Annotated in this window: 28 protein-coding genes; 20 read left to right on the top strand and 8 right to left on the bottom strand. The window is 63.2% G+C overall.

What is annotated here, in order from left to right:
- Positions 1-48: 48 nt before the first annotated feature.
- The 6 genes from trhA to NKH95_RS09915 all read right to left on the bottom strand — a co-directional run bounded on the left by trhA (position 49) and on the right by NKH95_RS09915 (position 5,199).
- The gene (gene trhA / locus NKH95_RS09940; RefSeq protein ID WP_352554259.1) at positions 49-735 is read right to left on the bottom strand and encodes a PAQR family membrane homeostasis protein TrhA; all 687 of its coding nucleotides are present in this window, start codon (positions 733-735) and stop codon (positions 49-51) included.
- A 107-nt stretch (positions 736-842) separates the two neighbouring features.
- A complete protein-coding gene (locus NKH95_RS09935; RefSeq protein WP_352554258.1) occupies positions 843-1,643 on the bottom strand; it encodes an inositol monophosphatase family protein in 801 nt (266 codons plus the stop codon).
- An 86-nt stretch (positions 1,644-1,729) separates the two neighbouring features.
- The gene (gene efp, locus NKH95_RS09930; protein ID WP_013529127.1) at positions 1,730-2,296 is read right to left on the bottom strand and encodes an elongation factor P; all 567 of its coding nucleotides are present in this window, start codon (positions 2,294-2,296) and stop codon (positions 1,730-1,732) included.
- Between the two features lie 173 nt (positions 2,297-2,469).
- Positions 2,470-3,510, bottom strand: a complete 1,041-nt coding sequence (locus tag NKH95_RS09925) for a tetratricopeptide repeat protein (RefSeq protein WP_352891429.1) — start codon at positions 3,508-3,510, stop codon at positions 2,470-2,472.
- A 1-nt stretch (position 3,511) separates the two neighbouring features.
- Positions 3,512-4,159: a thiamine phosphate synthase gene (locus NKH95_RS09920; protein ID WP_127323222.1), complete on the bottom strand. Its 648-nt coding sequence runs from the start codon at positions 4,157-4,159 to the stop codon at positions 3,512-3,514.
- 134 nt (positions 4,160-4,293) lie between these two features.
- A complete protein-coding gene (locus NKH95_RS09915) occupies positions 4,294-5,199 on the bottom strand; it encodes a DMT family transporter (RefSeq protein ID WP_352772956.1) in 906 nt (301 codons plus the stop codon).
- A gap of 134 nt (positions 5,200-5,333) precedes the next feature.
- On the opposite strand from NKH95_RS09915, the gene NKH95_RS09910 reads away from it, so the two are divergent.
- From NKH95_RS09910 to NKH95_RS09900, 3 genes are all read left to right on the top strand, one after another.
- Complete coding sequence (locus tag NKH95_RS09910) at positions 5,334-5,813, top strand: Lrp/AsnC family transcriptional regulator (RefSeq protein ID WP_127296193.1); 480 nt, start codon at positions 5,334-5,336, stop codon at positions 5,811-5,813.
- 62 nt (positions 5,814-5,875) lie between these two features.
- Complete coding sequence (locus NKH95_RS09905) at positions 5,876-6,604, top strand: class I SAM-dependent methyltransferase (protein WP_352891427.1); 729 nt, start codon at positions 5,876-5,878, stop codon at positions 6,602-6,604.
- Between the two features lie 119 nt (positions 6,605-6,723).
- Positions 6,724-7,494 (top strand): sulfite exporter TauE/SafE family protein, encoded by a 771-nt coding sequence (locus tag NKH95_RS09900; protein ID WP_127296191.1) that lies wholly within the window; start codon positions 6,724-6,726, stop codon positions 7,492-7,494.
- Positions 7,495-7,530: 36 nt separating this feature from the next.
- On the opposite strand, the gene NKH95_RS09895 is transcribed toward NKH95_RS09900, so the two are convergent.
- Positions 7,531-8,082 (bottom strand): DUF2269 family protein, encoded by a 552-nt coding sequence (locus NKH95_RS09895; RefSeq protein WP_352554254.1) that lies wholly within the window; start codon positions 8,080-8,082, stop codon positions 7,531-7,533.
- A gap of 332 nt (positions 8,083-8,414) precedes the next feature.
- Between NKH95_RS09895 and NKH95_RS09890 the strand changes: the two genes are divergently transcribed.
- The 9 genes from NKH95_RS09890 to ruvB all read left to right on the top strand — a co-directional run bounded on the left by NKH95_RS09890 (position 8,415) and on the right by ruvB (position 13,473).
- Positions 8,415-8,795: a hypothetical protein gene (locus NKH95_RS09890; protein ID WP_352772947.1), complete on the top strand. Its 381-nt coding sequence runs from the start codon at positions 8,415-8,417 to the stop codon at positions 8,793-8,795.
- A 399-nt stretch (positions 8,796-9,194) separates the two neighbouring features.
- Positions 9,195-9,728, top strand: coding sequence for a protease adaptor protein RcdA (gene rcdA, locus NKH95_RS09885; protein WP_352678064.1), 534 nt, complete (start codon positions 9,195-9,197; stop codon positions 9,726-9,728).
- A gap of 76 nt (positions 9,729-9,804) precedes the next feature.
- A complete protein-coding gene (gene ruvC, locus NKH95_RS09880) occupies positions 9,805-10,314 on the top strand; it encodes a crossover junction endodeoxyribonuclease RuvC (RefSeq protein ID WP_352891422.1) in 510 nt (169 codons plus the stop codon).
- Positions 10,315-10,370: 56 nt separating this feature from the next.
- Positions 10,371-10,640, top strand: coding sequence for an AbrB/MazE/SpoVT family DNA-binding domain-containing protein (locus NKH95_RS09875; protein WP_352891421.1), 270 nt, complete (start codon positions 10,371-10,373; stop codon positions 10,638-10,640).
- A complete protein-coding gene (locus tag NKH95_RS09870; protein ID WP_023811847.1) occupies positions 10,618-11,037 on the top strand; it encodes a type II toxin-antitoxin system VapC family toxin in 420 nt (139 codons plus the stop codon). Before NKH95_RS09875 ends, NKH95_RS09870 begins: the two co-directional genes overlap by 23 nt.
- A 27-nt stretch (positions 11,038-11,064) precedes the next feature.
- Complete coding sequence (gene ruvA / locus NKH95_RS09865; protein ID WP_023811848.1) at positions 11,065-11,685, top strand: Holliday junction branch migration protein RuvA; 621 nt, start codon at positions 11,065-11,067, stop codon at positions 11,683-11,685.
- A gap of 8 nt (positions 11,686-11,693) precedes the next feature.
- The gene (locus NKH95_RS09860) at positions 11,694-12,038 is read left to right on the top strand and encodes an AbrB/MazE/SpoVT family DNA-binding domain-containing protein (protein ID WP_352772943.1); all 345 of its coding nucleotides are present in this window, start codon (positions 11,694-11,696) and stop codon (positions 12,036-12,038) included.
- Complete coding sequence (locus NKH95_RS09855) at positions 12,035-12,439, top strand: type II toxin-antitoxin system VapC family toxin (RefSeq protein ID WP_127296186.1); 405 nt, start codon at positions 12,035-12,037, stop codon at positions 12,437-12,439. Before NKH95_RS09860 ends, NKH95_RS09855 begins: the two co-directional genes overlap by 4 nt.
- Positions 12,436-13,473 carry a Holliday junction branch migration DNA helicase RuvB gene (gene ruvB / locus NKH95_RS09850; RefSeq protein WP_352772941.1) on the top strand — a complete coding sequence of 346 codons (1,038 nt, stop codon included), beginning with the start codon at positions 12,436-12,438 and terminating at the stop codon, positions 13,471-13,473. Before NKH95_RS09855 ends, ruvB begins: the two co-directional genes overlap by 4 nt.
- A gap of 99 nt (positions 13,474-13,572) precedes the next feature.
- Here the strand turns inward: ruvB and NKH95_RS09845 are convergent, their stop codons facing one another.
- The gene (locus NKH95_RS09845; RefSeq protein WP_352772938.1) at positions 13,573-14,823 is read right to left on the bottom strand and encodes a glycoside hydrolase family 5 protein; all 1,251 of its coding nucleotides are present in this window, start codon (positions 14,821-14,823) and stop codon (positions 13,573-13,575) included.
- A 57-nt stretch (positions 14,824-14,880) separates the two neighbouring features.
- Between NKH95_RS09845 and ybgC the strand changes: the two genes are divergently transcribed.
- From ybgC to tilS, 8 genes are all read left to right on the top strand, one after another.
- Positions 14,881-15,363 (top strand): tol-pal system-associated acyl-CoA thioesterase, encoded by a 483-nt coding sequence (ybgC, locus tag NKH95_RS09840; RefSeq protein ID WP_352772936.1) that lies wholly within the window; start codon positions 14,881-14,883, stop codon positions 15,361-15,363.
- 272 nt (positions 15,364-15,635) lie between these two features.
- Positions 15,636-16,346 (top strand): protein TolQ, encoded by a 711-nt coding sequence (tolQ, locus tag NKH95_RS09835; protein ID WP_352891419.1) that lies wholly within the window; start codon positions 15,636-15,638, stop codon positions 16,344-16,346.
- Between the two features lie 10 nt (positions 16,347-16,356).
- Positions 16,357-16,809, top strand: coding sequence for a protein TolR (gene tolR, locus NKH95_RS09830; protein ID WP_352750569.1), 453 nt, complete (start codon positions 16,357-16,359; stop codon positions 16,807-16,809).
- Between the two features lie 7 nt (positions 16,810-16,816).
- The gene (gene tolA, locus NKH95_RS09825; RefSeq protein WP_352772930.1) at positions 16,817-17,974 is read left to right on the top strand and encodes a cell envelope integrity protein TolA; all 1,158 of its coding nucleotides are present in this window, start codon (positions 16,817-16,819) and stop codon (positions 17,972-17,974) included.
- Positions 17,975-18,044: 70 nt separating this feature from the next.
- The gene (gene tolB, locus NKH95_RS09820) at positions 18,045-19,328 is read left to right on the top strand and encodes a Tol-Pal system beta propeller repeat protein TolB (protein WP_502895187.1); all 1,284 of its coding nucleotides are present in this window, start codon (positions 18,045-18,047) and stop codon (positions 19,326-19,328) included.
- Positions 19,329-19,578: 250 nt separating this feature from the next.
- On the top strand, positions 19,579-20,085 hold the full coding sequence (gene pal, locus NKH95_RS09815) for a peptidoglycan-associated lipoprotein Pal (RefSeq protein ID WP_013529149.1): 507 nt from the start codon (positions 19,579-19,581) through the stop codon (positions 20,083-20,085).
- Positions 20,086-20,310: 225 nt separating this feature from the next.
- Positions 20,311-21,405, top strand: coding sequence for a tol-pal system protein YbgF (ybgF, locus tag NKH95_RS09810; RefSeq protein ID WP_352891418.1), 1,095 nt, complete (start codon positions 20,311-20,313; stop codon positions 21,403-21,405).
- 57 nt (positions 21,406-21,462) lie between these two features.
- On the top strand, positions 21,463-22,857 hold the full coding sequence (tilS, locus tag NKH95_RS09805) for a tRNA lysidine(34) synthetase TilS (RefSeq protein ID WP_352891417.1): 1,395 nt from the start codon (positions 21,463-21,465) through the stop codon (positions 22,855-22,857).
- Positions 22,858-22,918 lie beyond the last annotated feature (61 nt).

The following is a 22,918-nucleotide window of genomic DNA, read 5'->3' as shown; positions in this document are numbered from 1 at the left end:
TTGTGACCAAATTGAATGGCGCTTGGCAATATTGCCGCGTCGATAGTGTCAGAGGCGATTGATGACCAGACAGTCGACCATGGCGGCCAGATGCAGGCCGGCGCCGGTGACGACGAAACCGTGCCACAGCGCGTTGTGGAAGCGCAGCCCCTTCCAGGCGAAGAAGATGACGCCGCAGGAATAGACGATGCCGCCGGCGACGATCAGCGCTATCGATGTCGTCGGCAGTGTCTGGACAAGCGGCTTGACCAGGATGATGCCGCTCCAGCCGATGGCGAGATAGAAGCCGATCGCCAGCCGGTCGAAACGGCCGGGAAAGAACACCTTGATGGCAATGCCCAGCACTGCCGCGGTCCAGACCAGCACGATCATCCAGCGCGCCAGCGGCGAGCCTTCGAGCTGCGCCAGGAAAGGCGTGTAGGTCGCGGCGATCAGCAGATAGATCGCGGCGTGGTCGAAACGCCGCAACACCCATTTTGCCGGCGACGACACCGGCCACAGATTGTAGGTCATCGACACCGAGAGCACGGTGAGCAGCGAAACCACGTAGAAGGCGGCGGCGATGTATTCGCCCGGTCCGACACGGAACGCCGCCAGCGCCAGCAGTGCCGAACCGGCCGATATCGCCAGCACGATGCCGACCGCGTGGACGACACCGTCTGCGATCATCTCGGCACGCGAATAGTGCCAGCGTCCGATGAACGGGATATCGGGGTAGGGTTCGTTGTCTCTCACTAAGCCGGGTTCCTGCACCGCGCCCTCCAATTTGGGCGCATGCCGGGCAGTATTTCAAGCTTTTCGTTGCGGTTTTGCGACTGCGGCGCATCAGCGCGGCGTGCCTGTCAGCGCGCCGAGAGCGGCTTCTTGACGGCCTTAAGCAAAGCGCGTTGGATGACCTCGTTGCCGGCGACGACCGAACCGTTGTCGAGCATGTCCTGGCCGCCGTCCATGTCGGAGACGAAGCCGCCCGCCTCGCGGATCAAAAGCAGCCCGGCGGCGATGTCCCAGGCCGACAGGCCGGTTTCCCAGAAGCCATCCATGCGGCCGGCGGCGACATAGGCAAGATCGAGCGAGGCGGAGCCGAGGCGGCGGACCCCGGAAACCTCGGCCATGACGTTGCGCAGTTCGACCAGGAAATTGCCGTGGTGGCCGCGGCCGAGATGCGGCATGCCGCAGCCGATCACGGTGTCGACCAGCTTGATGCGGCCAGCGACGCGCAAGCGGCGGTCGTTCATGAAGGCGCCGCCGCCGCGTTCGCAGGTGTAGAGTTCGTCCATCGCCGGATTGTAGATGACGCCGGCGACGATCTGGCCCTGGCGCTCCAGCGCGATCGAAACGGCAAAGAGCGGAATGCCGTGCAGGAAATTGGTGGTGCCGTCGAGCGGGTCGACGATCCAGCGATGCTGGCCGTCGTCGCCTTCGACCGCACCGCGCTCCTCCATCAGGAAGGAATAGCCCGGCCGTGCCTTGGACAGTTCGGCAAAGACGATGTCCTCGGCCTTGCGGTCGGCCTGGCTGACATAGTCGCCGGGGCCTTTCATCGAGACCTGCAGGTTCTGCACTTCGCCGAAGTCGCGCGACAGCGAGCGGCCGGCCTTCATTGCGGCCTGGACCATGACGTTGAGAAGGGCTGAGCGTGCCATAGTGCTTTTTCCCGGTGCTGCGCTTTAAACTCCGCCTCGATGCATGTCGGTGACCCAGAACCGGGGCCACTTTTGGGCGACATGCGTCAGTCGGCGCGGCGCACGTAAGTGATTTCGTTGGTGTCGACGATGATGCGCTCGCCGGCGCCGATGAAGGGCGGCACCAGGACGCGGATGCCGTTCTCCAGGATCGCCGGCTTGTAGGACGATGCCGCCGTCTGACCCTTCACCACCGGGTCGGCCTCGGTGATGGTCAGCGTCACATAGTCGGGCAGCGAAATGCCGATCGGCCGCTCTTCGTAGAGCTGGACCGTCACCATCATGCCGTCCTGCAGGAAGGCGGCGCGATCGCCGACGAAGTCCTTGTTCAATTCGAGCTGCTCGTAGCTCTGGGTGTCCATGAACACCAGTGCGTCTTCCTGCGCGTAGAGGAAGGAAAAATCCTTCAGGTCGAGCCGGATCTGTTCGACCGTCTCGGCCGAGCGGAAGCGCTCGTTGAGCTTGGTGCCGTTGATGAGGTTCTTCAGTTCGACCTGATTGTAGGCGCCGCCCTTACCGGGCTTGACGGTGTTGGTCCTGACCGCCACCCAAAGGCCGCCATCATGCTCGATGACATAGCCGGGACGGATTTCGTTGCCATTGATCTTGGCCATGATGAGATGATCCGGAATGATGCCAACGGCCACGCCGTTGGTATGGGATGTTCGCAGGGAAAGCGATTTCGGGCTCCCAAGACCACAAATCGCCAGAAGAGGCAAGGGAGCGGGCAGGTTGGAACCAGGCCAGGGAGCCGGGGTTACACTTGCCTTGACCGCGAGAACCGCCGTCAAGGCAGCCGGTTGGCCTTCTGCAGCGCCTGCTTGGTCTGGTCGTCGTCCAGCCCCTGCAGGAAGTCGTCCATCTGGGGGTCGATGAGGCCGGCACGGCGGGCGACGACGTACCAGGCGCCGGCAAGCACAAGGTCCGGATCGGTGCCGATGCCTTGCATATAGAGCTTGGCCAGGCGGTTCTGGGCGGCGACATTGCCGCCTTCCGCCGCCTGCTTCATCCAGCCGAAGGCGGATTTCAGGTCGCGCGCACCGCCGCGGCCTTCGATCATCCAGGCGGCGAGATCGATCTGCGCGGTGTCGTAGTTCTGCCTGGCTGCCTGCGCCAGCAGGCGCCTTGCCTGGGCGTCGTCGCGTGGCTTGCCGCCGACGCCATTGGCGTAGATCTGCGACATCGCATATTGCGCGTCCGCGAGGCCGGTCGCGGCGGCGCGCTCATAGTAGGAGACCGCCTTGGCCATGCCGGCATCGCCGGGGTCCTGCTGGACCAGCATCTGCGCGAAATTGAATTGCGCCAGCCGGTTGCCGGCTTCGGCGGCGGCCTGCATCAGGGCGTAGGCTTCTTTTCCATCCTTTTTGACATAGCGGCCGTCGAGCAGCATCAGCGCATACTGGAACTGCGATTCCGGCACACCCTGTTCGGCGGCCAGCGCGTACCATTTCGCCGCCTGCGCCGAATTGACCGGTACACCGAGCCCCCGCGACAGGATCTCGGCCACCAAGGTCTGCGCCGCCGGATCGCCGTTTTGCGCCCGGACCAATGCCAAATTGTAAGCTGTCTTGTAGAGACCGCGCTGGAAGGCGCCATAGGCCGCGTCGGCGGGTTTTGCGCCGAAGCGGTCGGGATTGACCGTGTCGGCCGACGGCAGCGGCGCCGGTTCTGCCGTGGTGGCGGGCTGCGGCAATGGCTTGTCGATCGGCTTGTCGGTGTGGACGCCGATTTCCGGCTTGGGCTGCGGCAGGGGGACGGTCTCCGCGGCGGCAGCCTGGACCATTAGCACCGCAAGCAGAGCTTGGAGGGGAAGCGTCGCCGAGGACATTTCAGTCCTCGAAGCGCGGCGCGGTCTCGTCGAGCAGCGCGTTGGCGGTGGCTACCGCTGTCCCGGGATCGGTGCCGTCGGCGAACACGGCGCTCGACAGCGCCACGAATTCAGCGCCGGTGGCGCCCACGGCTTCGACCGAGGCGATGTCGGATCCGGCCATGACGATGCAAGGGATCTGGATCATGTCCGCCCACCATGCGCCGAGCGACAGGTTGCGCGGGTGCGGTTCGGGCTTGTTGTCGTAGCCGAAGCGGCCGAAGAAGATGTAGTCTGGCCGTGTCTCGCCAAGCTCGAGCGCGTCGTCACGCGTCTTGGCGCCGCCGGTGCCGACCATCATCTTTGCCTGGAAATGCTCGATCGTCTCGGCGAGCTCGGCCTTGGAGACCTCGACATGGATGCCGTCGGCCTGGACGCGGCCGGCTATGCGGGTGTCGCCGGCGATGATGACAGCAACGCCGGCGGCTTGCGCTGCCGGCACGATCTGTTCGGCGAAAGCCTGGAAGGAGGCTTCATCCATGCCGTTCTCGGGCAGGATCAGCGAAGCGACATCGCCGCCATCGAATGCCGCGACAATACGGGCCGCCGGCACGCCGGACGGCGCGATCAGCACGATGCGACAGCGATTGGGGGGCGTTGCTTCATTCATGGTTCTTCGGGTCCCGCGTCTCGCCTATGCCGGGCGAAGATGGTTGGATTGCGGCATAGAGCAAAGTGCCCGCTTTGAACAGGCGGGCAGCCGGGATCGCGATGTTTGACCCGCCGGGCAGCCGGCGGGGCGCTTCATTTGATCGGGTGCGGGCTCGCCACGGGCGGTTTGCCCTTCCACAGCGTCCAGCCGAGATTCATGCCGGCGGCGGCGATCAGGATGGCGGTGGCGCCGACGACCTGACTCAGATGCAGCCGATGGCCGAAGGCGACGACATCGACCAGTATGGCGACGACGGGATAGATGAAGGACAGCGATCCCTGCAGATGCGTCGGCAGCTTCTGGATGGCGCCGTACATCAGTATGTACATCAGGCCGGTATGGACGATGCCGAGCGTCGCCAGCATGGTCCAGCTCCAGGCATCGGCCGGAAGCTCTGCAAGATTGGCGAAAGGCGCCAGCATGACGACGCCGACGCAGACCTGGATCAGCGCAATCAGGTGCGGTGGCGTGCCCTTGAGCTTCTTGGTGACGATGGCGGCAACGGCCCAAAAGAAAGCCGCGCCCAATGCCATGACGATGCCGGTAAAATAGTCCGTGCCAACATCACCGGCGTCGGGGGCCGACTGCACGATCAGCACCATGCCGGCGAAGGCGATGGCCAGCCAGGTCAGCTTGGTCAGGGTCAGCCGTTCGGCGAAGAAAAGCGCACCGAAGCCGACCAGCATGAAGGGCTGCGTGTTGTAGACAGCGGTGGCGATCGAGATCGACGCGCGCGAGAATGCGCTGAACAGCAGCAGCCAGTTGACGACGATTGCGACACCGCCGAGCGCGGCGATGCCGATGATGCGCAGCGACAGCTTGTTGCGCAGCAATCCCAGCCCGGCGCAGATGATGAGCAGCGTCATCGCGCCGAAAGCGCAACGCCAGAACACCACATCCATGATCGGCTGGCCGGACAGGACGACGAACCATCCGATCGTTCCCAGGATGGCCATTGCGGCGGACATTTCGACCGTGCCGCGTACTGTCTCGTTCACAACAAACCTCCGTATCGGTTGAGCCGCAATAATCTCATGCTGCCGCGAAGCTTTCCATCTGATTGGAAAGGGTGTATGGCCTGTTTGCCTAATTATATTAGGAGAAACTCCAAATTATCGGGGAAAGAAAAAAGATGCTGGACGATCTCGACCGAAATCTCCTTGAAATCCTGGTCAAGGATGCGCGAACCTCGCTGAAGGAGCTGGCCGCCCAGGTCGGACTGTCGTCGCCAAGCGTTTCGGAGCGGCTGCGACGGCTCGAGGAGCGCGGCGTCATCCGCGCATTCACCGTCGAGATCGATCCGCTGGCGCTCGGCTATACCTTGCAGGCGATCGTGCGCATCCGGCCTTTGCCGGGCAAGCTGCACATCGTCCAGAAGCTGATCGAGGACATCCCCGAATTCGGCGAATGCGACAAGGTGACGGGCGATGACTGTTTCGTCGCCCGGCTGTTCGTGCGTTCGATCGGCGATCTCGACGGGATTCTCGACCGTATCGCAGACAAGGCCGAGACAAGCACCGCCATCATCAAGGCGCAGCCGATCCGGCGGCGTCCACCGCCGCTCGATGCAGCTTCACCGCGCGACAGGGCAAAGGTCTTGCAGGCATCCTGATCGAGTTGGTGGAAAGCCGGTGGCCGGTTGGTTAGTGTGCCGGCCCAAACGAGGCCGGAACCATGGCGCAGAACATATACGACCGTGAGGATTTCTTCGCAGGCTACAGCCAGCTCGGCCGTTCGGTCGAAGGGCTGGAGGGTGCCGCCGAGTGGCCGGCACTGCGCGCCATGCTGCCCGATGTCGGCGGCTTGAGGGTCGTCGATCTCGGCTGCGGCTTCGGCTGGTTCTGCCGCTGGGCCCGCGAGCATGGGGCGGCGCAGGTGCTTGGCCTGGATCTGTCGGAGAAGATGCTTGCCCGGGCAAGGGCCGCCGGCCCGGATGCGGGCATAGACTATGAGACGGCCGATCTCGATCGGCTCAGCCTGCCGGAAGCCAGCTTCGATCTCGTCTACAGCTCGCTCGCCTTGCACTATGTCGAGGATGGGTCGCATCTGTTCGGGACCGTGCATCAGGCCCTGGCGCCTGGCGGGCATTTCGTTTTTTCGACGGAACATCCGATCTTCATGGCGCCGACCAAACCTGGCTGGGTGATCGATGCCGAAGGCCGCAAGACGTGGCCTGTCGACCAGTATCTAGTGGAAGGACCGCGCAGCACCGACTGGCTGGCCAAGGGTGTCGTGAAACATCACCGCACGATCGGCGCCACCATCAACGCACTGATCCGGTCCGGCTTCACCATCGGCCATGTCGAGGAATTCCGGCCGACCGATGCGCAAATCGCAGCCAAGCCGGAACTGGCGGAAGAGCTCGAGCGGCCGATGTTCCTGCTGGTCTCGGCGCGTCGGTAGGCACAGGCCTGCGTCGGCTCGCATGTGCGGCCGCCACGCTCATATTTGCTGTCGCTCCGCCCGGCATTCTGGGCTATTCAAGCGTCGACACGCTTTCCCTCCGGACCAGTCCCGCTCCCATGTCAGGCCTGCTTCTCGACCCGTGGTTCTATGCGGCCGCCATTCCGGCGGTCATTCTGGTCGGCCTGTCCAAGGGCGGCTTTGGCGGCGCCGTCGGCTTCGTCGGCGTGCCGCTGATGGCGCTGACCATGCCGCCGGTGCAGGCGGCGGCCATCCTGCTGCCGATCCTGTGCCTGATGGATATCGTCTCGGTATGGACATGGTGGGGCGTTTATAACAGAAAGATGCTGGTCGACATGATGCCGGGCGCCGTCATCGGCATCGGCCTTGGCTGGCTGACGGCGGCACTGGTCACCGAAGAGGCGGTGCGGCTGATCGTCGGCGCCGTCGCCATCATCTTCGTCCTGCGCTGGCTCTATCTGCAGTTCCGCCACGGCGCCGACCACGCAGCCGCGCCCAACCGTGTGGCCGCCGCGGTCTGGGGCACGGTCGCCGGGTTCACCAGTTTCGTCGCCCATGTCGGCGGCCCGCCCTTCCAGGTCTATGCCTTGCCGATCCGGCTCGACCCGAAGGTGTTGTCGGGCACGGCGGCGATCTTCTTTGCCGCCACCAATGCGCTGAAGCTCGTGCCCTATTTCGCGCTCGGCCAGTTCGACACCGCCAACCTGACGGCGTCGGCGGTGCTGATGCCGCTGGCGCCGCTGTCGACCATCGCCGGGGCGTGGCTGGTGCGACGGATGCGCCCGGAAACATTCTATCCCTTCACCTACGCAACCGTCGCGGTCGTGGCGCTGAAGCTGCTTTGGGACGGCATCGCTGGCTTGATGTAGAAAGGCGGCCGCGCAGCCGCCCTGTTTATCCGGGGGTCACGCGGCGCTCGGCACGAGGCGACGGTTGCCGCCAAAGGCCAGTGTGGCGCCGGCCACGACGACCAGCACCATGCCGGCGAGGATGCCGATATCATGCGCGGTCGGCTTGAGCACCATGTCGGCGATGATCACCAGCATCACCGCATAGTCGAAGCGTGCCGCGCTCATCATGCGCTGACCGATGGCAAGAACAGCCGGTGTGACGCCCTCCTTGGCGATCATCTCGCCCATGCGCTCGCCCGTCGGCTTGAAGATCAACATGCCGATCGAAAAGGTCGTGGCGTAGCCGGCCAGGCCGATGAGGATCCATAGGTCGGAGAAGCCGACCCAGAACCAGCACATGATGAGGCCGAAAATCAGCGTCAGCATCGACATCGGCGCGAAGAACCTGCCGCCCAGCTGACCGCTGGCGCGCATTGCCTGCAGTTTTTCCTCGATGTTGCCCGCCCGCTCGGCAAGCATGCCCAGCAGGAACAGCACGAAGCCGCCTCCGACCCACAGAATGGCGGTAGTGACGTGGAGGAATTTGACGATCGAGTACCAGTCCATGGGTTGTTCCTGCAGTGTTCGGTCAGGTTTGCGGCTGGGCTGATTTGCGCCGGCCGTCAGAGGAGCGGGCGTTTTGCGTGGTGCCTGTTTCGGTACGATGTCGGGAAAAATTCGGCTCTGTTTCAGCCTGCCCTCAACTTACGAAGTCGCCGAGATTGTGAATGCACTATCTGATTTTCTGCTAATATACGGATGTCGGGAGGGGTTGGCGCGACATCGTCCGGATACGTTGCCGATGCTAGTGCGCCAATGCCGGGAGCCCGGTGGCGACAACAATCGCCTGACGATCAACCCATTCCCGCAAACGGGAAAAGGCAATTCGGGGGACCATTATGCAAGGGATAGCACGGAATTTCTTCACGCTGGCCATCATCTATTCGCTGTGCGGCATGGCGCTCGGCCTGTACATGGCGATCAGCCAGGATCACGGACAGATGCCGACCCACGCCCACACGATGGTGGCCGGATGGCTGATGTCGGCGGTCTTCGCCTTCTTCTACCATTTGTTTCCGGCAATCGGGAAGAAGACGCTCGCTACCGTTCATTTCTGGCTGACCGCAATCAGCGGTATCGGCCTGCTGATCGGCCTCTATTTCCTGCTTGCCGGCAATGCCGCGATCGAACCGCTGGTGGCGGCCTCCTCGATGGGCTTCTACGCGGCCATGCTGTTGTTTGCCTTCATCGCCTTGCCCGCCGTCTGGAGGACAGCCTGAGCTAGCCTGACGTAGGAGATGCTGTGCTGTTACGGCACAGTATGGCGTGCGTTCGGTCAAAAAACATCCGCGCCGTTAAGGCTTCATTAAGCTTTACAGGTGTTTACTATGTTCATCCAGTGATCTGGATTCTTACCGAGTGGTTGGAGCCACTTTGTTTGACGCCTCCCTGTTAAACTCCTGAGAGCCGCCTTATCCGCGGCTCTTTTTTTGTCTTCATTTCCCTTTTTGTCCGCATCTCGGCGGGGGCCGCCCAATGGCGGCTCGCCGTTAACCTTCTGTTAAACATGTGCTTGCCTTCGCCAGTGACGAAGCGCATTTTCAAGCTTCAGTCAGATAGGGTTCCGGGTGTATCGGCAGGGAGCCGAATCGGCCGGTTGCAAGTGCAGGGGCGTATCAATGAACGAGCCTTCGAAGGGCAGTGCGAAAACCGTCAAGCTGGCGGAGCGCCGGGTTTTCTCGCAATCCTTCAAGCCGCTTTACCAGGAAGGCATGGGCCTGGTCGAACAGGCCGCCGAATATCTCGACGGCAAGGGCCGGGCCGAGGCAAAGAAACTGTCGCGGCTGGGCGCCACGCTCTATGCGGCCGAATCGATGCGGCTGACCACCAGGCTGATGCAGGTTGCGTCCTGGCTGCTTTTGCAGCGCGCCGCCAATTCCGGCGAGATGACCCGCGACCAGGTCGCGTCGGAAAAGTCCAAGGTGCGCCTCGACACCGCTTCCGCCCATGACGAAGCCACCGGCTGGGCCGAGCTGCCCGAGGATTTCCTCGACCTCGTCACCCGCTCGCTGCGCCTGCAAGCACTGGTGCGCCGCATGGACGACGAGATCTATGGCTCGGGCGCCTTGGTCGACATGCAACCGATGGCGCGCCGCCTCAATCCGGTTTCCGACCAGATCAGCCTGCTCAACACGGCTTTCGCTCGGGGTTAGACCTCGGTCTGTCTTTCTGTTTCCGGTTTGTTCACATTTCGCTGGCATCGCTGTGGGCCGGAGGTAAAGTCGGCAAATGGCGGAAGCGATTCGCATCATCGGTATCGATCCGGGGCTTCGGCGCACCGGCTGGGGTATCGTCGAAAGCCTCGGCCATTCGCTGCGCTTTATTGCTTCAGGCACTGTGAAGTCCGACGACAAGGCGGCGCTGGCAACGCGGCTGTGCCAGCTGCATGACGGGCTGGCGGATATCCTGCACAGCGCGATGCCGCACGAGGCGGCGGTCGAACAGACCTTCGTCAACAAGGACGCCGTGGCGACGCTGAAGCTCGGCCAGGCACGTGGCATCGCCATGCTGGTGCCGGCGCGTGCCGGTCTCGTCGTTGCCGAATATGCGCCCAACGCCGTCAAGAAGGCGGTGATCGGCGTTGGTCATGGCGACAAGAAGCAGATCCACATGATGGTGAAGGTGCTGTTGCCAAAAGCCGTCTTCGACACCGAACATGCCGCCGACGCGCTGGCCATCGCCATCTGCCACGCGCATCATCGGCAAAGCGTGGCCTACAGGATGGCGCTGGCCGGCTAGCTATGTTCTTGACTTGTTCACGTTGCAGGGATAAGTAATACCGCAGAGGTATTACCATGCGCGTGACCACCAAGGGGCAAGTTACAATCCCCAAGCCGATAAGGGAGCGTCTGGGCATCGCCCCGGGCTCCGAGGTGGAGTTTGTGGCCACCGACGAGGGCGTTCGGCTGGTTGCCGTCAACGAGAACCTCTCCCAGGAAGACAAATTGCGCAGGTTCAGCGATGTCCTCGACCGGATGGAGGGGACGTTGGATCTGGGAGGCATGACCACCGATCAGTACATGGAGTGGTTGAGGGGGCCGCGTGAAGATCTCGACGTTGATTGACACAAATGTCCTGATCGACGTCTGGGGACCGGCCGGACCGCTGACAACATGGTCGGCGTCGGCGATTGCTTCCTGCCGCCGTGATGGAGCCTTGGTGGTCAACACCATCATTTGGTCCGAACTCGCGCCACTGATAGCGACGGAAACGGCGCTTCGAAAAGCAGTCGACATGCTTGAGATGGATCGCGAACTTGTACCTTGGGACGCGGCATTCCTTGCCGGCGTCACGCATTCCCGCTATCGCCGGGCCGGTGGCATCAGGGAAAGAACCTTGCCCGATTTCTTTATCGGCGCTCACGCGACCGTCGCTGGACATCGTCTTTTGACCCGCGACGCCGCGCGTTACCGCAGTTACTTCCCGGAGCTCGACATCATCTCTCCTGAGACGCACCCATGAGAGCCCATCTTCCATGAAAGGTCTGGCATGATCGGCAAGCTCAAGGGTACGCTCGACGAGGTCGACGAGGACCATTGTCTCGTCGATATCCATGGCGTCGGCTATGTCGCCTATTGCTCGGCGCGCACGCTGGCCGCGCTGCCTTCGCCCGGCGAAGCGGTGGTGCTGTTCATCGAGACCTATGTGCGCGAGGACATGCTGCGTCTCTACGGCTTCCAGTCGCAGCTCGAGCGCGAGTGGTTCCGGTTGCTGATGAACAATGTGCCGGGCGTCGGCGCCAAGGTGGCGCTGGCCATCCTGTCGACGCTGGCGCCGGCGGATCTCGCCAACGCCATTGCGCTGCGCGACATCGCCATGGTTTCGCGCGCGCCCGGCGTCGGCAAGAAAGTGGCCGAGCGCATCGTCACCGAATTGAAGAACAAGGCGCCGGCCTATGCCGGCACCGCCTCGGGCACCATCGGCCTGAAACAGGAGCTCGGCGACGGCGTGGCATCCGCGCCGATAACCGACGCGGTCTCGGCGCTGGTCAATCTTGGCTATTCGCGCGACACCGCCGCCAATGCTGTGGCGGCGGCGCTGAAGACGGCGGGCGAGGATGCCGATGCGCCGAAGCTGATCCGCTTCGGGCTGAAGGAACTGGCGCAGTGATATGGTTGTTGGAAAAGAAAATTCCAACTATCATAGGTTTGGTAGGAAATTTCTTAGAAAGTAAGAAAATGGGTGCTTACGCCAGTCTGACCTCGAAGGGTCAGCTTACAATTCCAAAAGATGTCCGGGATGCGCTGTCACTCAAAACGGGTGACATGATCGCCTGGACGGTCATGGATGGCTACCTGATTGGAACGCCGCGCAATCTCGACTTTGCGGACCTCGCCGGATTTCTGGGCGATCCGCCCGGCGGTCCGGCGTCACTGGAGGAAATCGACCTCGCGGTGCGGGATGCAGTTGGTAGGCATGTTGTCGGAGACGGATCGCAAGGCGGACGAGAGGGCGACGAGTGACGTCGATCGGCATTGATACGAACGTTCTGCTTCGAATGGTGCTGAACGACGATGCAGAGCAACGGGCGAAAGCCCTCGCATTCGGCGAAGGCCTCAGCGACGATGCTCCCGGCTTCGTCAGCTTGATCGTGCTGGTGGAATTCAGCTGGTCGTTGATTTCGCGCTACAGACTACCGAAAGAGCAGATGCAGGCGGCAATCCAGAGACTGTTGAAGGTCAAGACACTGTTGTTCGAAGATTTCGATGCCATCGTGATTGCGCTCGAAAGATCAAATTTGCCGCAGGTAGATTTTGCCGATGCGCTGATCGCCGAGCACAATCGAAATCTGGGTTGCTCGCATACAGTCACGTTCGATCAGCGGGCCGCCAAGTCCATTGCCAGTATGGAACTGCTCGCATGAGCCTGTCGCCCCGCCTGATTGCGCCGGAAAAACGCGGCGAGGATGCCGAGCAGACCTTGCGGCCGCAGACGCTCGACGATTTCGTCGGCCAGGCGGCGGTGCGGGCCAATCTCAAAGTGTTCATCGAGGCCGCCAAGGGCCGCAACGAGGCACTCGACCACGTACTGTTCGTCGGGCCACCCGGTCTGGGCAAGACGACGCTGGCGCAGATCATGGCGCGTGAGCTCGGCGTCAATTTCCGCTCGACCTCCGGCCCGGTCATCGCCAAGGCCGGCGATCTTGCCGCGCTGCTGACCAATCTCGAGGAAGGCGACGTGCTGTTCATCGACGAGATCCATCGGCTGAGCCCGGCGGTGGAGGAGATCCTCTATCCGGCGATGGAGGATTTCCAGCTCGACCTGATCATCGGCGAAGGACCGGCGGCGCGTTCGGTCAAGATCGACCTCGCCCGCTTCACGCTCGTCGCCGCCACCACCCGGCTTGGACTGCTCACCAACCCGCTGCGCGATCGTTTCGGCATTCCGGTGCGACTCAATTTCTACACGGTCGAGGAGCTGGAGCAGATCGTGCGGCGCGGCGCGCGCATCCTGCAAATGCCGCTCGGCGATGACGGTGCGCTGGAGATCGCGCGGCGTGCGCGCGGCACGCCACGCATCGCCGGCCGGCTCTTGCGCCGTGTGCGCGATTTCGCCTCGGTGGCCGGCGACGGCCATGTCGACCGCAAGATCGCCGACGAGGCGCTCACTCGGCTGGAGGTCGATGCGCTCGGCCTCGACGCGCTCGACCGGCGGTATCTCAGCATGATCGCGTGCAATTTCGGCGGCGGGCCGGTCGGCATCGAGACGATCGCCGCCGGCCTGTCAGAGCCGCGCGATGCCATCGAGGACATCATCGAGCCCTATCTGATCCAGCAGGGCTTCATCCAGCGCACGCCGCGCGGCCGCATGCTGACGGCCAATGCCTGGCGCCATCTCGGCCTCGACGCGCCGAAAGATCTGGCGCAGCAGCAGATCAACCTGTTCCAGGAAGAGTAATTTTCCAGCGCCGTCCCGTCGTCTCGGACCTGGCTCAGCATTGCGTCGGTACGTTTTTGAATGCGCCCGGAATCTTCTCGATCGATCTTGGCTGGGCGATCAACGCAGCCCACGGATCACGTCCATTACAACCGGCTCGGCCTTGTCGCCGTTGAAGGCGTCGACGATGCCGAAGGCACCGCCATAACTCCACACCGACCATGAGAAGCCATGTGCTTCGGCACGCCCGATCATGTCCCTGACATAGGCGGCCCGGTAATCGGCGGGCATCACATAGGAATTGCCATATTCCTGGCGGATCATGCCGAACTCGCCCAGCGTGATGTTTTCCGGCTTGACGCGGTTGGCCTTCGCCCATGCCTCGACCTTTTTGAACGGCGCATCCATCAAGCCGAGCAGCTTGTCGAGGCTGTCCATGCTGGCGACTTGTTCGTCGAGATAGGCAAGCAGGCCGCTCTGCCTTGTCCATGGCGCCTCGGCCTTGATCCTGGCGCGGATGGTGTCGAGCGTCACGTCGAGCTGTGCCTTGGGCACCGCGCTCAGCGGGTAAGGCAGGCCGGTCACGTAGGGGATGAAGTCGCCGGCCCAGGTCGCGCCCTGATGGGTGAGCAGGAACGGATCGTAGGAGTGGAACGCCCAGATGACGTTGTCGTCCGGGATCGTCTTCGGGTCGATCTTCTCCAGTGAGCTCGCGGCGGAATAGCAGGCGCCGGTCAGCACCAGGGTCAATTTCGTCGCCGACGATCGCGCTGCGGCGAACAGTTTACGCTGGCGGTCCGGCCACAGGGTGGTGCCATCGCTGTCGCAGTCGACGATCGGTTCATTCATCGGCTCGAAGGCGACCTGGGCGGGATCTTCGCTGGCCAGCGTGCGGGCCATCTTGCGGACCATCTCGACATAGGTGTCGAAGGTCCGCGGGTCGTCCATCACTTGCGCCATGCCGATCTTGCGGCTGCCGCCGGCCGGGATCAGGTGCATGTCGACGACCACCTTCAGCCCGGCGCGGTTGATCATGCGCACCGAGTCCAGCACGCTGGCATAGAGATCGTCACGCAAGGTCACGGTCTGGTCGGACAGAAAGGGCGATGGATCGACCGGCATGCGCAGGAAATCGAAGCCGGCGTCCTTCAGTGCCTTGAGGTCGTTCTCCCCAAGGAATTTCCGCCATTCCGGGTAGGGCAGGATGGCCGTGGCATCGCCCCACTGGTCTTCGCCGGGCCATGTGACCCATTGGTCGAGGTTGAGGCCGCGCTTCATCGAGAATGTCGCGGTCTGGCCAGGCAGCGCCAAAGCCATCAGCACGAACAGCGCCGCCGTCAAACTCTTGATCATCGCCGTCAACAGTGCCATCCGATGTTATGTTCCGCGGGAAACTGGTGCCTCGCCGGGGCTGAAAAAGGAAGCGCAATGGGCGATCATGGTGAATCGGCGACGCTGCTGGCCGGCATTTCGGGCGCTCTGACCGCGTTCGGCCACCGGCTGATGGCGCGGGTCTATTATGCCGACACCGATTTCTCCGGCGTCGTCTACCATGCGCGCTATCTCGAATTCTTCGAACGCGGTCGCTCCGACTATCTCAGGCTGACCGGCGTGCACCACACAGAGCTTGCCGACGGCAAGCATGGCGAAAGAATAGTCTGGGTGGTGCGCCGCATGGAGATCGACTTTCGCGGCCCCGCCCGCATCGATGACATCCTGACGGTCGACACCCGCACCGAGGAGATTTCCGGCGCGCGCATCTTCATGGCGCAGCAGCTCAAGCGCAGCGACGAGGTGCTGGTCGAGGCCAAGGTCGAGGCGGCGATCATCGGTGAGAATGGCCGCCCAAGGCGTTTTCCCAAGGAATGGGTGGTGGCATTCATGCCCAGGGCCTTGCCGACGGCTGACTAGCCTCATTGTGAGCGACGGCGAATGCATGTGCCTTGCCACTGGGCGTGGCAATGCGCCGCGCCTTATATACTAACCCATCCTTAACCATAACGGTTCATGAAGAGATTGGTGAAGATTGGCGTTATCGAACGCCTTCCTTTCACCAATATTTGCCCCGAAAAGGCCGATAACGGCACAGTTTGGGGTTGTTCCGGTAGCTTCGTGCGAACCGACCACAAGGGATGCCAGGGGCCAGCCGCCAGCTTCGCCCGGAAAATCTTAAGGACGTAACGATGGAAAATATCGCACTCGCCGACCCGGGCGCGCAATTGTCGGTTTGGTCGCTGTTCGTTTCGGCAAGTTGGGTGGTCAAGCTGGTCATGATCGGCCTGCTCTGCGCCTCGGTCTGGACCTGGGCGATCATCGTCGACAAGCTGGTTTCCTATGCCCGCATGCGGCTGGCGCTCAACCGGTTCGAGCAGGTGTTCTGGTCGGGGCAGTCGCTGGAGGAGCTTTACCGCACGCTCGCCGACCGCAAGACCACCGGCATGGGCACCATTTTCGTCGCCGCCATGCGCGAGTGGAAGAAGAGTTTCGAGAAAGGCGCCAAGTCGCCGCTTGGCCTGCAGACCCGCATCGACAAGGCGATGGACCTGGCGCTGACCCGCGAGATGGAAAAGCTGGAAGGGCGCCTCGGTTTCCTTGCCACCACCGGCTCGGCGGCACCCTTCATCGGGCTGTTCGGCACCGTCATCGGCATCATGACGTCGTTCCAGGCGATCGCCGGCTCCAAGAACACCAGTCTCGCCGTGGTTGCGCCGGGCATCGCCGAAGCGCTGCTGGCGACGGCCATCGGCCTGCTCGCGGCCATTCCCGCCGTCATCGCCTACAACAAGCTGTCGTCCGACGCGAGCAAGATAGCCGTGCGCATGGAAGGGTTCTCCGACGAGTTCTCCGCCATACTCTCGCGCCAAATCGATGAAAAAGTGGCCCCCAAGGCCTGAGGAGTAGCAGATGGGTATGTCCATGGGCATGGGAGGACGCGGCGGGCGCGGCCACAGGCGGCGCGGCCGTCACCATGCACTGATGTCCGAGATCAACGTCACGCCGATGGTCGACGTGATGCTGGTGCTGCTGATCATCTTCATGGTCGCCGCACCAATGCTGACGGTCGGCGTGCCGGTCGACCTGCCGGAGACGCAGGCCAAGGCGATGAATGCCGATACCCAGCCAATCATGGTTACGATCGACGCCACGGGCAAGATTTTCCTGCAGGAGACCGAAATCCCGCAGGAAGAGTTGGTGGCCAAGCTGCAGGCGATTTCCAAGACCGGCTATGACGAGCGCATCTTCATCCGCGGCGACAAGTTAACCAACTACGGCACCGCGATGAAGGTGATGGCCCTCATCCAGGCCGCTGGCTACAAGAATATGGGCCTGATTTCATTGCAGGAACAGGATCAGTAGACAGACGATGAAGACCGGCCTCACCACATCGGTGATCTTGCATGCGGCGGCGCTGACCTTCGGCTTGTTCACGCTGACGGCGCCGGCCGCGCTTCCGTCCTCCGACGTCGAGTCGGTCGCGGTCGATATCGTGCCGATGGAAGCCATTGCGCAGACGTTGCAGGGCGACAAGAAGGCCGTGATGCACGAAAAGCCGGCACCCGTGCCGACGCAGCGCCCGGACATCGTTCCGGATGCGCAGAAGGTCGGCGAGAACAGCGTCGACACCGACAAGCCGATAACGCCGGAAGCCAAGCCGAAGCCCGTCGACATGACCTCGGCTCCGCCGCCCGCGCCGACCCCGATCGAAAAGCCGAAGCCCGAGGACGTGCCGAAGCCGCAGGAAAAGCCCAAGCCCACCCCGGCAACGGAAGTGGCGCCGGCGCCAACGCCCAAGGAAGAGGTCAAGCCCGAGCCGGTCAAGCAGGCCGACCCCAAGCCGACACCGGCCAAGCCGGCGCCAACTCCGCCGCCGCAGGACAAGACCGCCGCCATCGATCCAACGCCCGAGGTCAAACCCGACGCCGTCGCTGAAGCCATAGCGCAGGAGCCGCCCGCCGAGGCGACGCAGCTGCCCGACTCGGCGCCCGCGCCGGAAGGGCGGCCGAAGCCGCAGCCTGCGCAGGCCGAAAGCGCCAAGGCGCCGGAGCGGAAGAACGCCGACAAGCCGGTTAAGGAAGCCTCGTCGAAGCCGAAGTCCGACGACAAGCAGTTCAACGCCGACGAGATCTCCGCGCTCCTCGACAAGCAGAAACCATCCGGCGGCGGCGCCAAGCGCTCGACCCAGCAGGCGTCGCTTGGCGGCGACAAGGATCAGGGCCAGAAGCTTTCCAGGTCCGAAATGGGCGCCCTGGAAAGCCAGCTTGGTGGCTGCTGGACTCTTCCCGCGGGCCTTGAAGGTTCCGAGAACTTCGTCGTCGTGGTGCGGTTCAACCTGGATGCCTCCGGCAAGCTGGACGGACGCCCGGCGGTCGAAACGTCGAGCGGAAACCGCCAGTTCGACGAAAGTGCCGTTCGTGCGGTGCAAAAATGCGATGTCACCGGCCTGCAGGTTCCCGCCGGCAAGCAGGATATCTGGGCCGACGTCCGCGTCACCTTCGATCCAAGGGAGATGCTGGGCCTCTAAGGCGGCCCGCGTATCCGAAAATCAGTACGAGAAGCGAGAAGACATGAAATCAATCCTCAAGCCGCTCCTGATGGTCTCAGCAATGGCGATGGGCATGACCACTGCCAGCACTTTGCCGGCGCTGGCGCTGGTCGAGCTCAACGTCAACAAGGGCAACGTCGAGCCGCTGCCGATCGCCATCACAGATTTCCAGGGCGGCGACGCGCTTGGGGCTCAGATTTCGCAGATCGTCACCGCCGATTTGAAGCGTTCGGGTCTGTTCGCTCCGATCGACAAGAGCGCCTTTATCGAGAAGATCACCAACCCCGATGCAGCGCCGCGCTTCGACGACTGGAAGGTGATCAACGCGCAGGCGCTGGTCACCGGCAGCGTCAGCAAAGAAGCCGACGGCCGCATCCGCGCCCAGTACCGGTTGTGGGATACCTTTGCCGGCCAGCAGATGGCCGGCGAGCAGTTCTTCGCCAACGACGCCAATCAGCGGCGTGTCGCCCACATCATCGCCGACGCCATCTATGAGCGGCTGACCGGCGAAAAAGGCTATTTCGACACCCGCGTCGTCTTCATCGACGAATCCGGCGCCAAGAATGCGCGCAAGAAGCGCCTCGCGATCATGGACCAGGACGGCGCCAATGTGCGCTATCTCTCGGACGGCAGGTCGATCGTGCTGACGCCGCGTTTCTCGCCGAACCGGCAGGAAATCACCTACATGTCGTATGAGAGCGGCCAGCCGCGGGTCTACCTGCTGCAGATCGAAACGGGGCAGCGCGAACTGGTCGGCAATTTCCCCGGCATGACCTTTGCGCCGCGCTTTTCGCCCGACGGCCAGAAGGTGATCATGAGCTTGCTGCGCGACGACGGCAATTCCAACATCTTCGCTATGGACCTGCGCAGCCGTTCGACGACGAGGCTGACCAATTCGACCGCCATCGACACCTCGCCGTCCTATTCGCCCGACGGCAGCAAGGTGGTGTTCACCTCCGACCGTGGCGGCCGCGCACAGATCTACGTGATGGGCGCCGACGGCTCTGGTCAGACCCGCATCTCCTTTGGCGACGGCGTCTATTCGACACCGGTATGGTCGCCGCGCGGCGACCTCATCGCCTTCACCAAGCAGACCGGCGGCGAATTCCAGATCGGCGTCATGAAGACCGACGGCTCGGGAGAGCGCATCCTGTCCTCCGGCTTCCAGCAGGAGGGACCGACCTGGGCGCCGAACGGCCGCGTGCTGATGTTCTTCCGCGATTCCGCCGGTGGCCCCAAACTGGTTTCGGTCGATCTGACCGGACGCAACGAGCAATCGATCCCAACGGCGAACTTCGCTTCGGACCCGGCCTGGTCGCCGCTGCTCGAATAGGTTCGGCTGAATTGCCACACATGCTGAGAAGGGGCCGTTTCGGCCCCTTTTCCATGCCTTGGCCGCCTTTTGGCCGTATTTACGCCTAGGGTCCGCGTGAACTGTGGCTTCAGGCCGAAACGGCTGCGGACGGGCAGCTTAAACCAAAATTTAACCGTGTTTCTTGAATGCCGGTTAACCCAAACGTGGTTACTGGGTGATCAACGAAATCACTCAAAGTAGATCACTCGAAATACGAAGGAGAGGCGGCATGGGCCGTATCGCAGCACTTACCAGAAACCCGGTCATGATCGCGCTGGTGGCGATGCTCGCCATCGCCGGTTGCGCCTCGAAGAAGACGCCGAACAACGCGGCCGATCTTGGCCTCAACGGCGCCGGCGCGGCGACGCCCGGCTCGGCGCAGGACTTCACCGTCAACATTGGCGACCGCATCTTCTTCGATACGGACTCGACCTCGATCCGTGCCGACGCGCAGACGACGCTCTCGCGCCAGGCGCAGTGGCTGAATCAGTACAAGCAGTATGCCATCGTCGTCGAAGGCCATGCCGACGAACGCGGAACGCGCGAATACAATCTGGCGCTCGGCGCCCGCCGCGCCGCCGCCACCCGTGACTTCCTTGTCGCCAAGGGCGTCTCGGCCAGCCGTCTCAAGACCATTTCCTACGGCAAGGAACGTCCGGTCGCGGTTTGCGACGACATCTCCTGCTGGTCGCAGAATCGCCGCGCGGTCACCACGCTCAGCGGTGCTGGCTCCTGAGGCATCACGCAGCCGACCGGCGCGTCAAAGAACGCGCGGCCGTCTAGCGGTAAAAATGCAACATACCTGCGCGAAAGGCGGCCCTGGGGCCGCCTTTTTCATATCCGGATGCTCGAAACAAAATTTGGCCGAAGTCTCGGCTCCTGCTATGAGCCGAGGGCGCTTGGCTGGTCCCATTCTGATTGGAAGGCGCGAACAAGCTAACGAAATCACTGCGAGAGGCACATGCATTTGAGATCGGTTCTGAGCGGCACGCTTGCGCTGCTGCTCCTATCAGGCGTCACCGCCTTGGCTAGTGGCACAGGGCAATCAACCGACAGCGGCTTTACCTTCCATCTTCCCAGTATCGAATTGCCGGGGTTTTTTGGTCAAAAGAAGAAACCGGACCAGGTTCAGCTGGTGCAGTCCGATCCTGCCGCTGTCACCAGCCTGGAAGAGCAACTGCGGCAGATGAACGGCAAGATCGAGGAACTCAATTTCCAGGTCCTGCAGATGCAGGAGCAGATTCGCAAGCAGCAGGAAGATAATGAATTCCGCTTCCAGCAGCTGGAAGGTGGCGGCACGCAAGGCGGGCAGCCGCCGGCGCAGAAGAAATCGGACGCCACCACCGGCCCCGACAACGACGTGGCGGCGGCCCCGGCAATACGGGCGCCGGCCGATGCCGGCGCCGCGCCCGCCAACGACCAATCGGCAGGCGGCAAGACGGTCGAGGACGTCATCGTCGAATCTCCCGATGGCGACCCCGGCAAGGTCATTCCCGGTACGGGAGCGCCGGAAAAGAATTTCGGCACCATCACCCTCGACAAGAATGGCAATGTCATCGATGCCGGCGGCAACACACAATCGACCGCGCCGGCGCAGGACACCGCGCCAGTCGCCGGGGCGGCGCCCAAGGCCGGCAAGTCCGACACGGTAGTCGCGGCGTTGCCCGCCACCAACAACCCGGAGGAGCTTTACCGCAACTCATACCAGTTCATCCTCTCGGGCGACTACGGCACCGCCGAGCAGGGTTTTCGCGACCACATCGCCCGCTTCCCCAGGGATGCGAAGGCGGCGGACGCGCATTACTGGCTGGGCGAGTCATTGCTCGGCCAGCAGAAATACCGCGATGCGGCCGAGACTTTCCTTGCCGCCAGCAAGGACTACCCCAAGGCCAAGAAAGCTCCCGACATGTTGCTGAAGCTCGGCGTGTCGCTGGTCGGCCTCAAGCAGCATGATGTTGCCTGTGCCACCTTCAGCGAGGTCGGCAAGCGCTACCCTGATATTTCCAGTGCGCTCAAGGAACGCGTCAAGCAAGAGAAGGCTCTGGCTGCCTGCTGATCCTTGTCCTACATGTCGTTGTCCTGAAACCGGGATCACTTTTGGGCGACATGCATTATGCTCGACACCGAGCCGGACCTTTCGTCTAACCCTTTTTCGCATATCGATTTTACCAGCGGCGCTGTTGCGGCCGTGTCCGGCGGCAGCGACTCGACCGCCCTGCTCCTTCTTCTCAGACACCATCTCGACCGTACGGCGCCGGCAACCAAGCTGCTGGCGGTGACGATCGACCACGGTTTGCGGTCCGGTTCGGCTGCGGAAGCGCAAGCAGTGGCGAAGCTGTGCGCCAGACTCGGAATTTCACACCGCATCCTGACATGGTCGGGCCTCAAGCCATCGACCGGCCTGCCCGCCGCCGCTCGCGAGGCGCGCTACCGGCTGTTGTCCGAAGCGGCACAAGCCGAAGGCGTCGGCATGATCCTCACCGGCCATACCGCCGATGACCAGGCGGAGACGGTGTTGATGCGGCAAGCGCGCGCAGAAGGATTGGCGCGGGACGAGGGCCAAGGCCATGCCGAAATGGCAGGCCGGGGACTTGCCGGCATGGCGCCGGCCACCCTGTATGACTCTCGCGCGTGGATCGTGCGGCCGCTTCTCGGGTTGCGGCGCGCGGCGCTGCGAGATGTCCTGCGGCGTGAGAATGTCGGCTGGGCCGACGACCCGACCAATGCCGACGAGGCTTTCGAGCGGCCGCGCATGCGGGCAGCCCTTGCCGACGGCAACGGTGCACAGCGCATCGGCGATGCACTGGCGTTGGCCGCGCATGAGGGCCGCGCGCGCAGTCAACTCGGCCTCGCCGCCGCTAGTTTGATCGGCGATTTCGCGACCCGGCTGTCCTGCGGGCTCATTCGTCTTGATCCGCTTTTGCTGAACACAGGTGACGAGCGAGCGGCCGTCTATGCGTTGCGTATCCTGCTGGCCATGGCCGGCGGAATTGCCTTCCTGCCGGATCAGGCCCGCAGCGAGACTCTGTTCGGTCGGCTGAGGGCTGGATTTCTTTGCGCCACATTGTCGCGGACGGTTGTGGATTCCCGGCGCTCCGGCATCTTCCTGCGCCGCGAGGCGCGCGGCCTGCCCTCCGCCGCTGCCATCACGGACGGCACCGTCTGGGATGGCCGCCGGCGCATCACATTGAACGACAGCAGCAGCGCATTGTTGATTGCCCCGTTCGGCGCAGCAGCGGCGAAGCGGCTGGCGAAGGGCGATGGAAGAACCCCGCCGAGCCTGATGCGCGCCGCGCTCGCCGCCGAGCCGGCGTTGTGGCAGGCCGGTGAATGCCTTGATTTGTCGGGGGATAGCCGGGCGCCAATGGCGGTTGAAGTGCGGCCGGTCGTTGCGCCCTTTGCCCGCTTCCTGCCGTCCTTCGACCTGGCGCCGGCGCGGGCCGTGGCCGGGCTGATTGGCGCGGCCCCGGTGCCGCCCTTGCCTTTCAGCGGCCACAGTGCCGGCTGATGGTTGCGCGAAAGCTTAACCCAGACGTGCTGTTCTGCTTGGCAAGGGGGGACGCTCTCCC

The organism is Mesorhizobium sp. M0848, from assembly GCF_040319805.1.
In the GTDB taxonomy this organism is placed as follows: domain Bacteria; phylum Pseudomonadota; class Alphaproteobacteria; order Rhizobiales; family Rhizobiaceae; genus Mesorhizobium.
The sequence above is the reverse complement of the archived record's forward strand: the minus strand, read 5'-3'. Positions and strand labels throughout refer to the sequence as shown.

Excerpts from the sequence above, each read along its gene's own strand:
- NKH95_RS09935 (WP_352554258.1), bottom strand. The coding sequence starts at position 1,643 with ATGGCACGCTCAGCCCTTCTCAACGTCATGGTCCAGGCCGCAATGAAG.
- efp (WP_013529127.1), bottom strand. The coding sequence starts at position 2,296 with ATGGCCAAGATCAATGGCAACGAAATCCGTCCCGGCTATGTCATCGAG.
- NKH95_RS09925 (WP_352891429.1), bottom strand. The coding sequence starts at position 3,510 with ATGTCCTCGGCGACGCTTCCCCTCCAAGCTCTGCTTGCGGTGCTAATG.
- NKH95_RS09920 (WP_127323222.1), bottom strand. The coding sequence starts at position 4,159 with ATGAATGAAGCAACGCCCCCCAATCGCTGTCGCATCGTGCTGATCGCG.
- NKH95_RS09910 (WP_127296193.1), top strand. The coding sequence starts at position 5,334 with ATGCTGGACGATCTCGACCGAAATCTCCTTGAAATCCTGGTCAAGGAT.
- NKH95_RS09905 (WP_352891427.1), top strand. The coding sequence starts at position 5,876 with ATGGCGCAGAACATATACGACCGTGAGGATTTCTTCGCAGGCTACAGC.
- NKH95_RS09900 (WP_127296191.1), top strand. The coding sequence starts at position 6,724 with ATGTCAGGCCTGCTTCTCGACCCGTGGTTCTATGCGGCCGCCATTCCG.
- NKH95_RS09895 (WP_352554254.1), bottom strand. The coding sequence starts at position 8,082 with ATGGACTGGTACTCGATCGTCAAATTCCTCCACGTCACTACCGCCATT.
- NKH95_RS09890 (WP_352772947.1), top strand. The coding sequence starts at position 8,415 with ATGCAAGGGATAGCACGGAATTTCTTCACGCTGGCCATCATCTATTCG.
- rcdA (WP_352678064.1), top strand. The coding sequence starts at position 9,195 with ATGAACGAGCCTTCGAAGGGCAGTGCGAAAACCGTCAAGCTGGCGGAG.
- ruvC (WP_352891422.1), top strand. The coding sequence starts at position 9,805 with ATGGCGGAAGCGATTCGCATCATCGGTATCGATCCGGGGCTTCGGCGC.
- NKH95_RS09875 (WP_352891421.1), top strand. The coding sequence starts at position 10,371 with ATGCGCGTGACCACCAAGGGGCAAGTTACAATCCCCAAGCCGATAAGG.
- ruvA (WP_023811848.1), top strand. The coding sequence starts at position 11,065 with ATGATCGGCAAGCTCAAGGGTACGCTCGACGAGGTCGACGAGGACCAT.
- ruvB (WP_352772941.1), top strand. The coding sequence starts at position 12,436 with ATGAGCCTGTCGCCCCGCCTGATTGCGCCGGAAAAACGCGGCGAGGAT.
- NKH95_RS09845 (WP_352772938.1), bottom strand. The coding sequence starts at position 14,823 with ATGGCACTGTTGACGGCGATGATCAAGAGTTTGACGGCGGCGCTGTTC.
- ybgC (WP_352772936.1), top strand. The coding sequence starts at position 14,881 with ATGGGCGATCATGGTGAATCGGCGACGCTGCTGGCCGGCATTTCGGGC.
- tolQ (WP_352891419.1), top strand. The coding sequence starts at position 15,636 with ATGGAAAATATCGCACTCGCCGACCCGGGCGCGCAATTGTCGGTTTGG.
- tolR (WP_352750569.1), top strand. The coding sequence starts at position 16,357 with ATGGGTATGTCCATGGGCATGGGAGGACGCGGCGGGCGCGGCCACAGG.
- tolA (WP_352772930.1), top strand. The coding sequence starts at position 16,817 with ATGAAGACCGGCCTCACCACATCGGTGATCTTGCATGCGGCGGCGCTG.
- tolB (WP_502895187.1), top strand. The coding sequence starts at position 18,045 with ATGGTCTCAGCAATGGCGATGGGCATGACCACTGCCAGCACTTTGCCG.
- pal (WP_013529149.1), top strand. The coding sequence starts at position 19,579 with ATGGGCCGTATCGCAGCACTTACCAGAAACCCGGTCATGATCGCGCTG.
- ybgF (WP_352891418.1), top strand. The coding sequence starts at position 20,311 with ATGCATTTGAGATCGGTTCTGAGCGGCACGCTTGCGCTGCTGCTCCTA.
- tilS (WP_352891417.1), top strand. The coding sequence starts at position 21,463 with ATGCTCGACACCGAGCCGGACCTTTCGTCTAACCCTTTTTCGCATATC.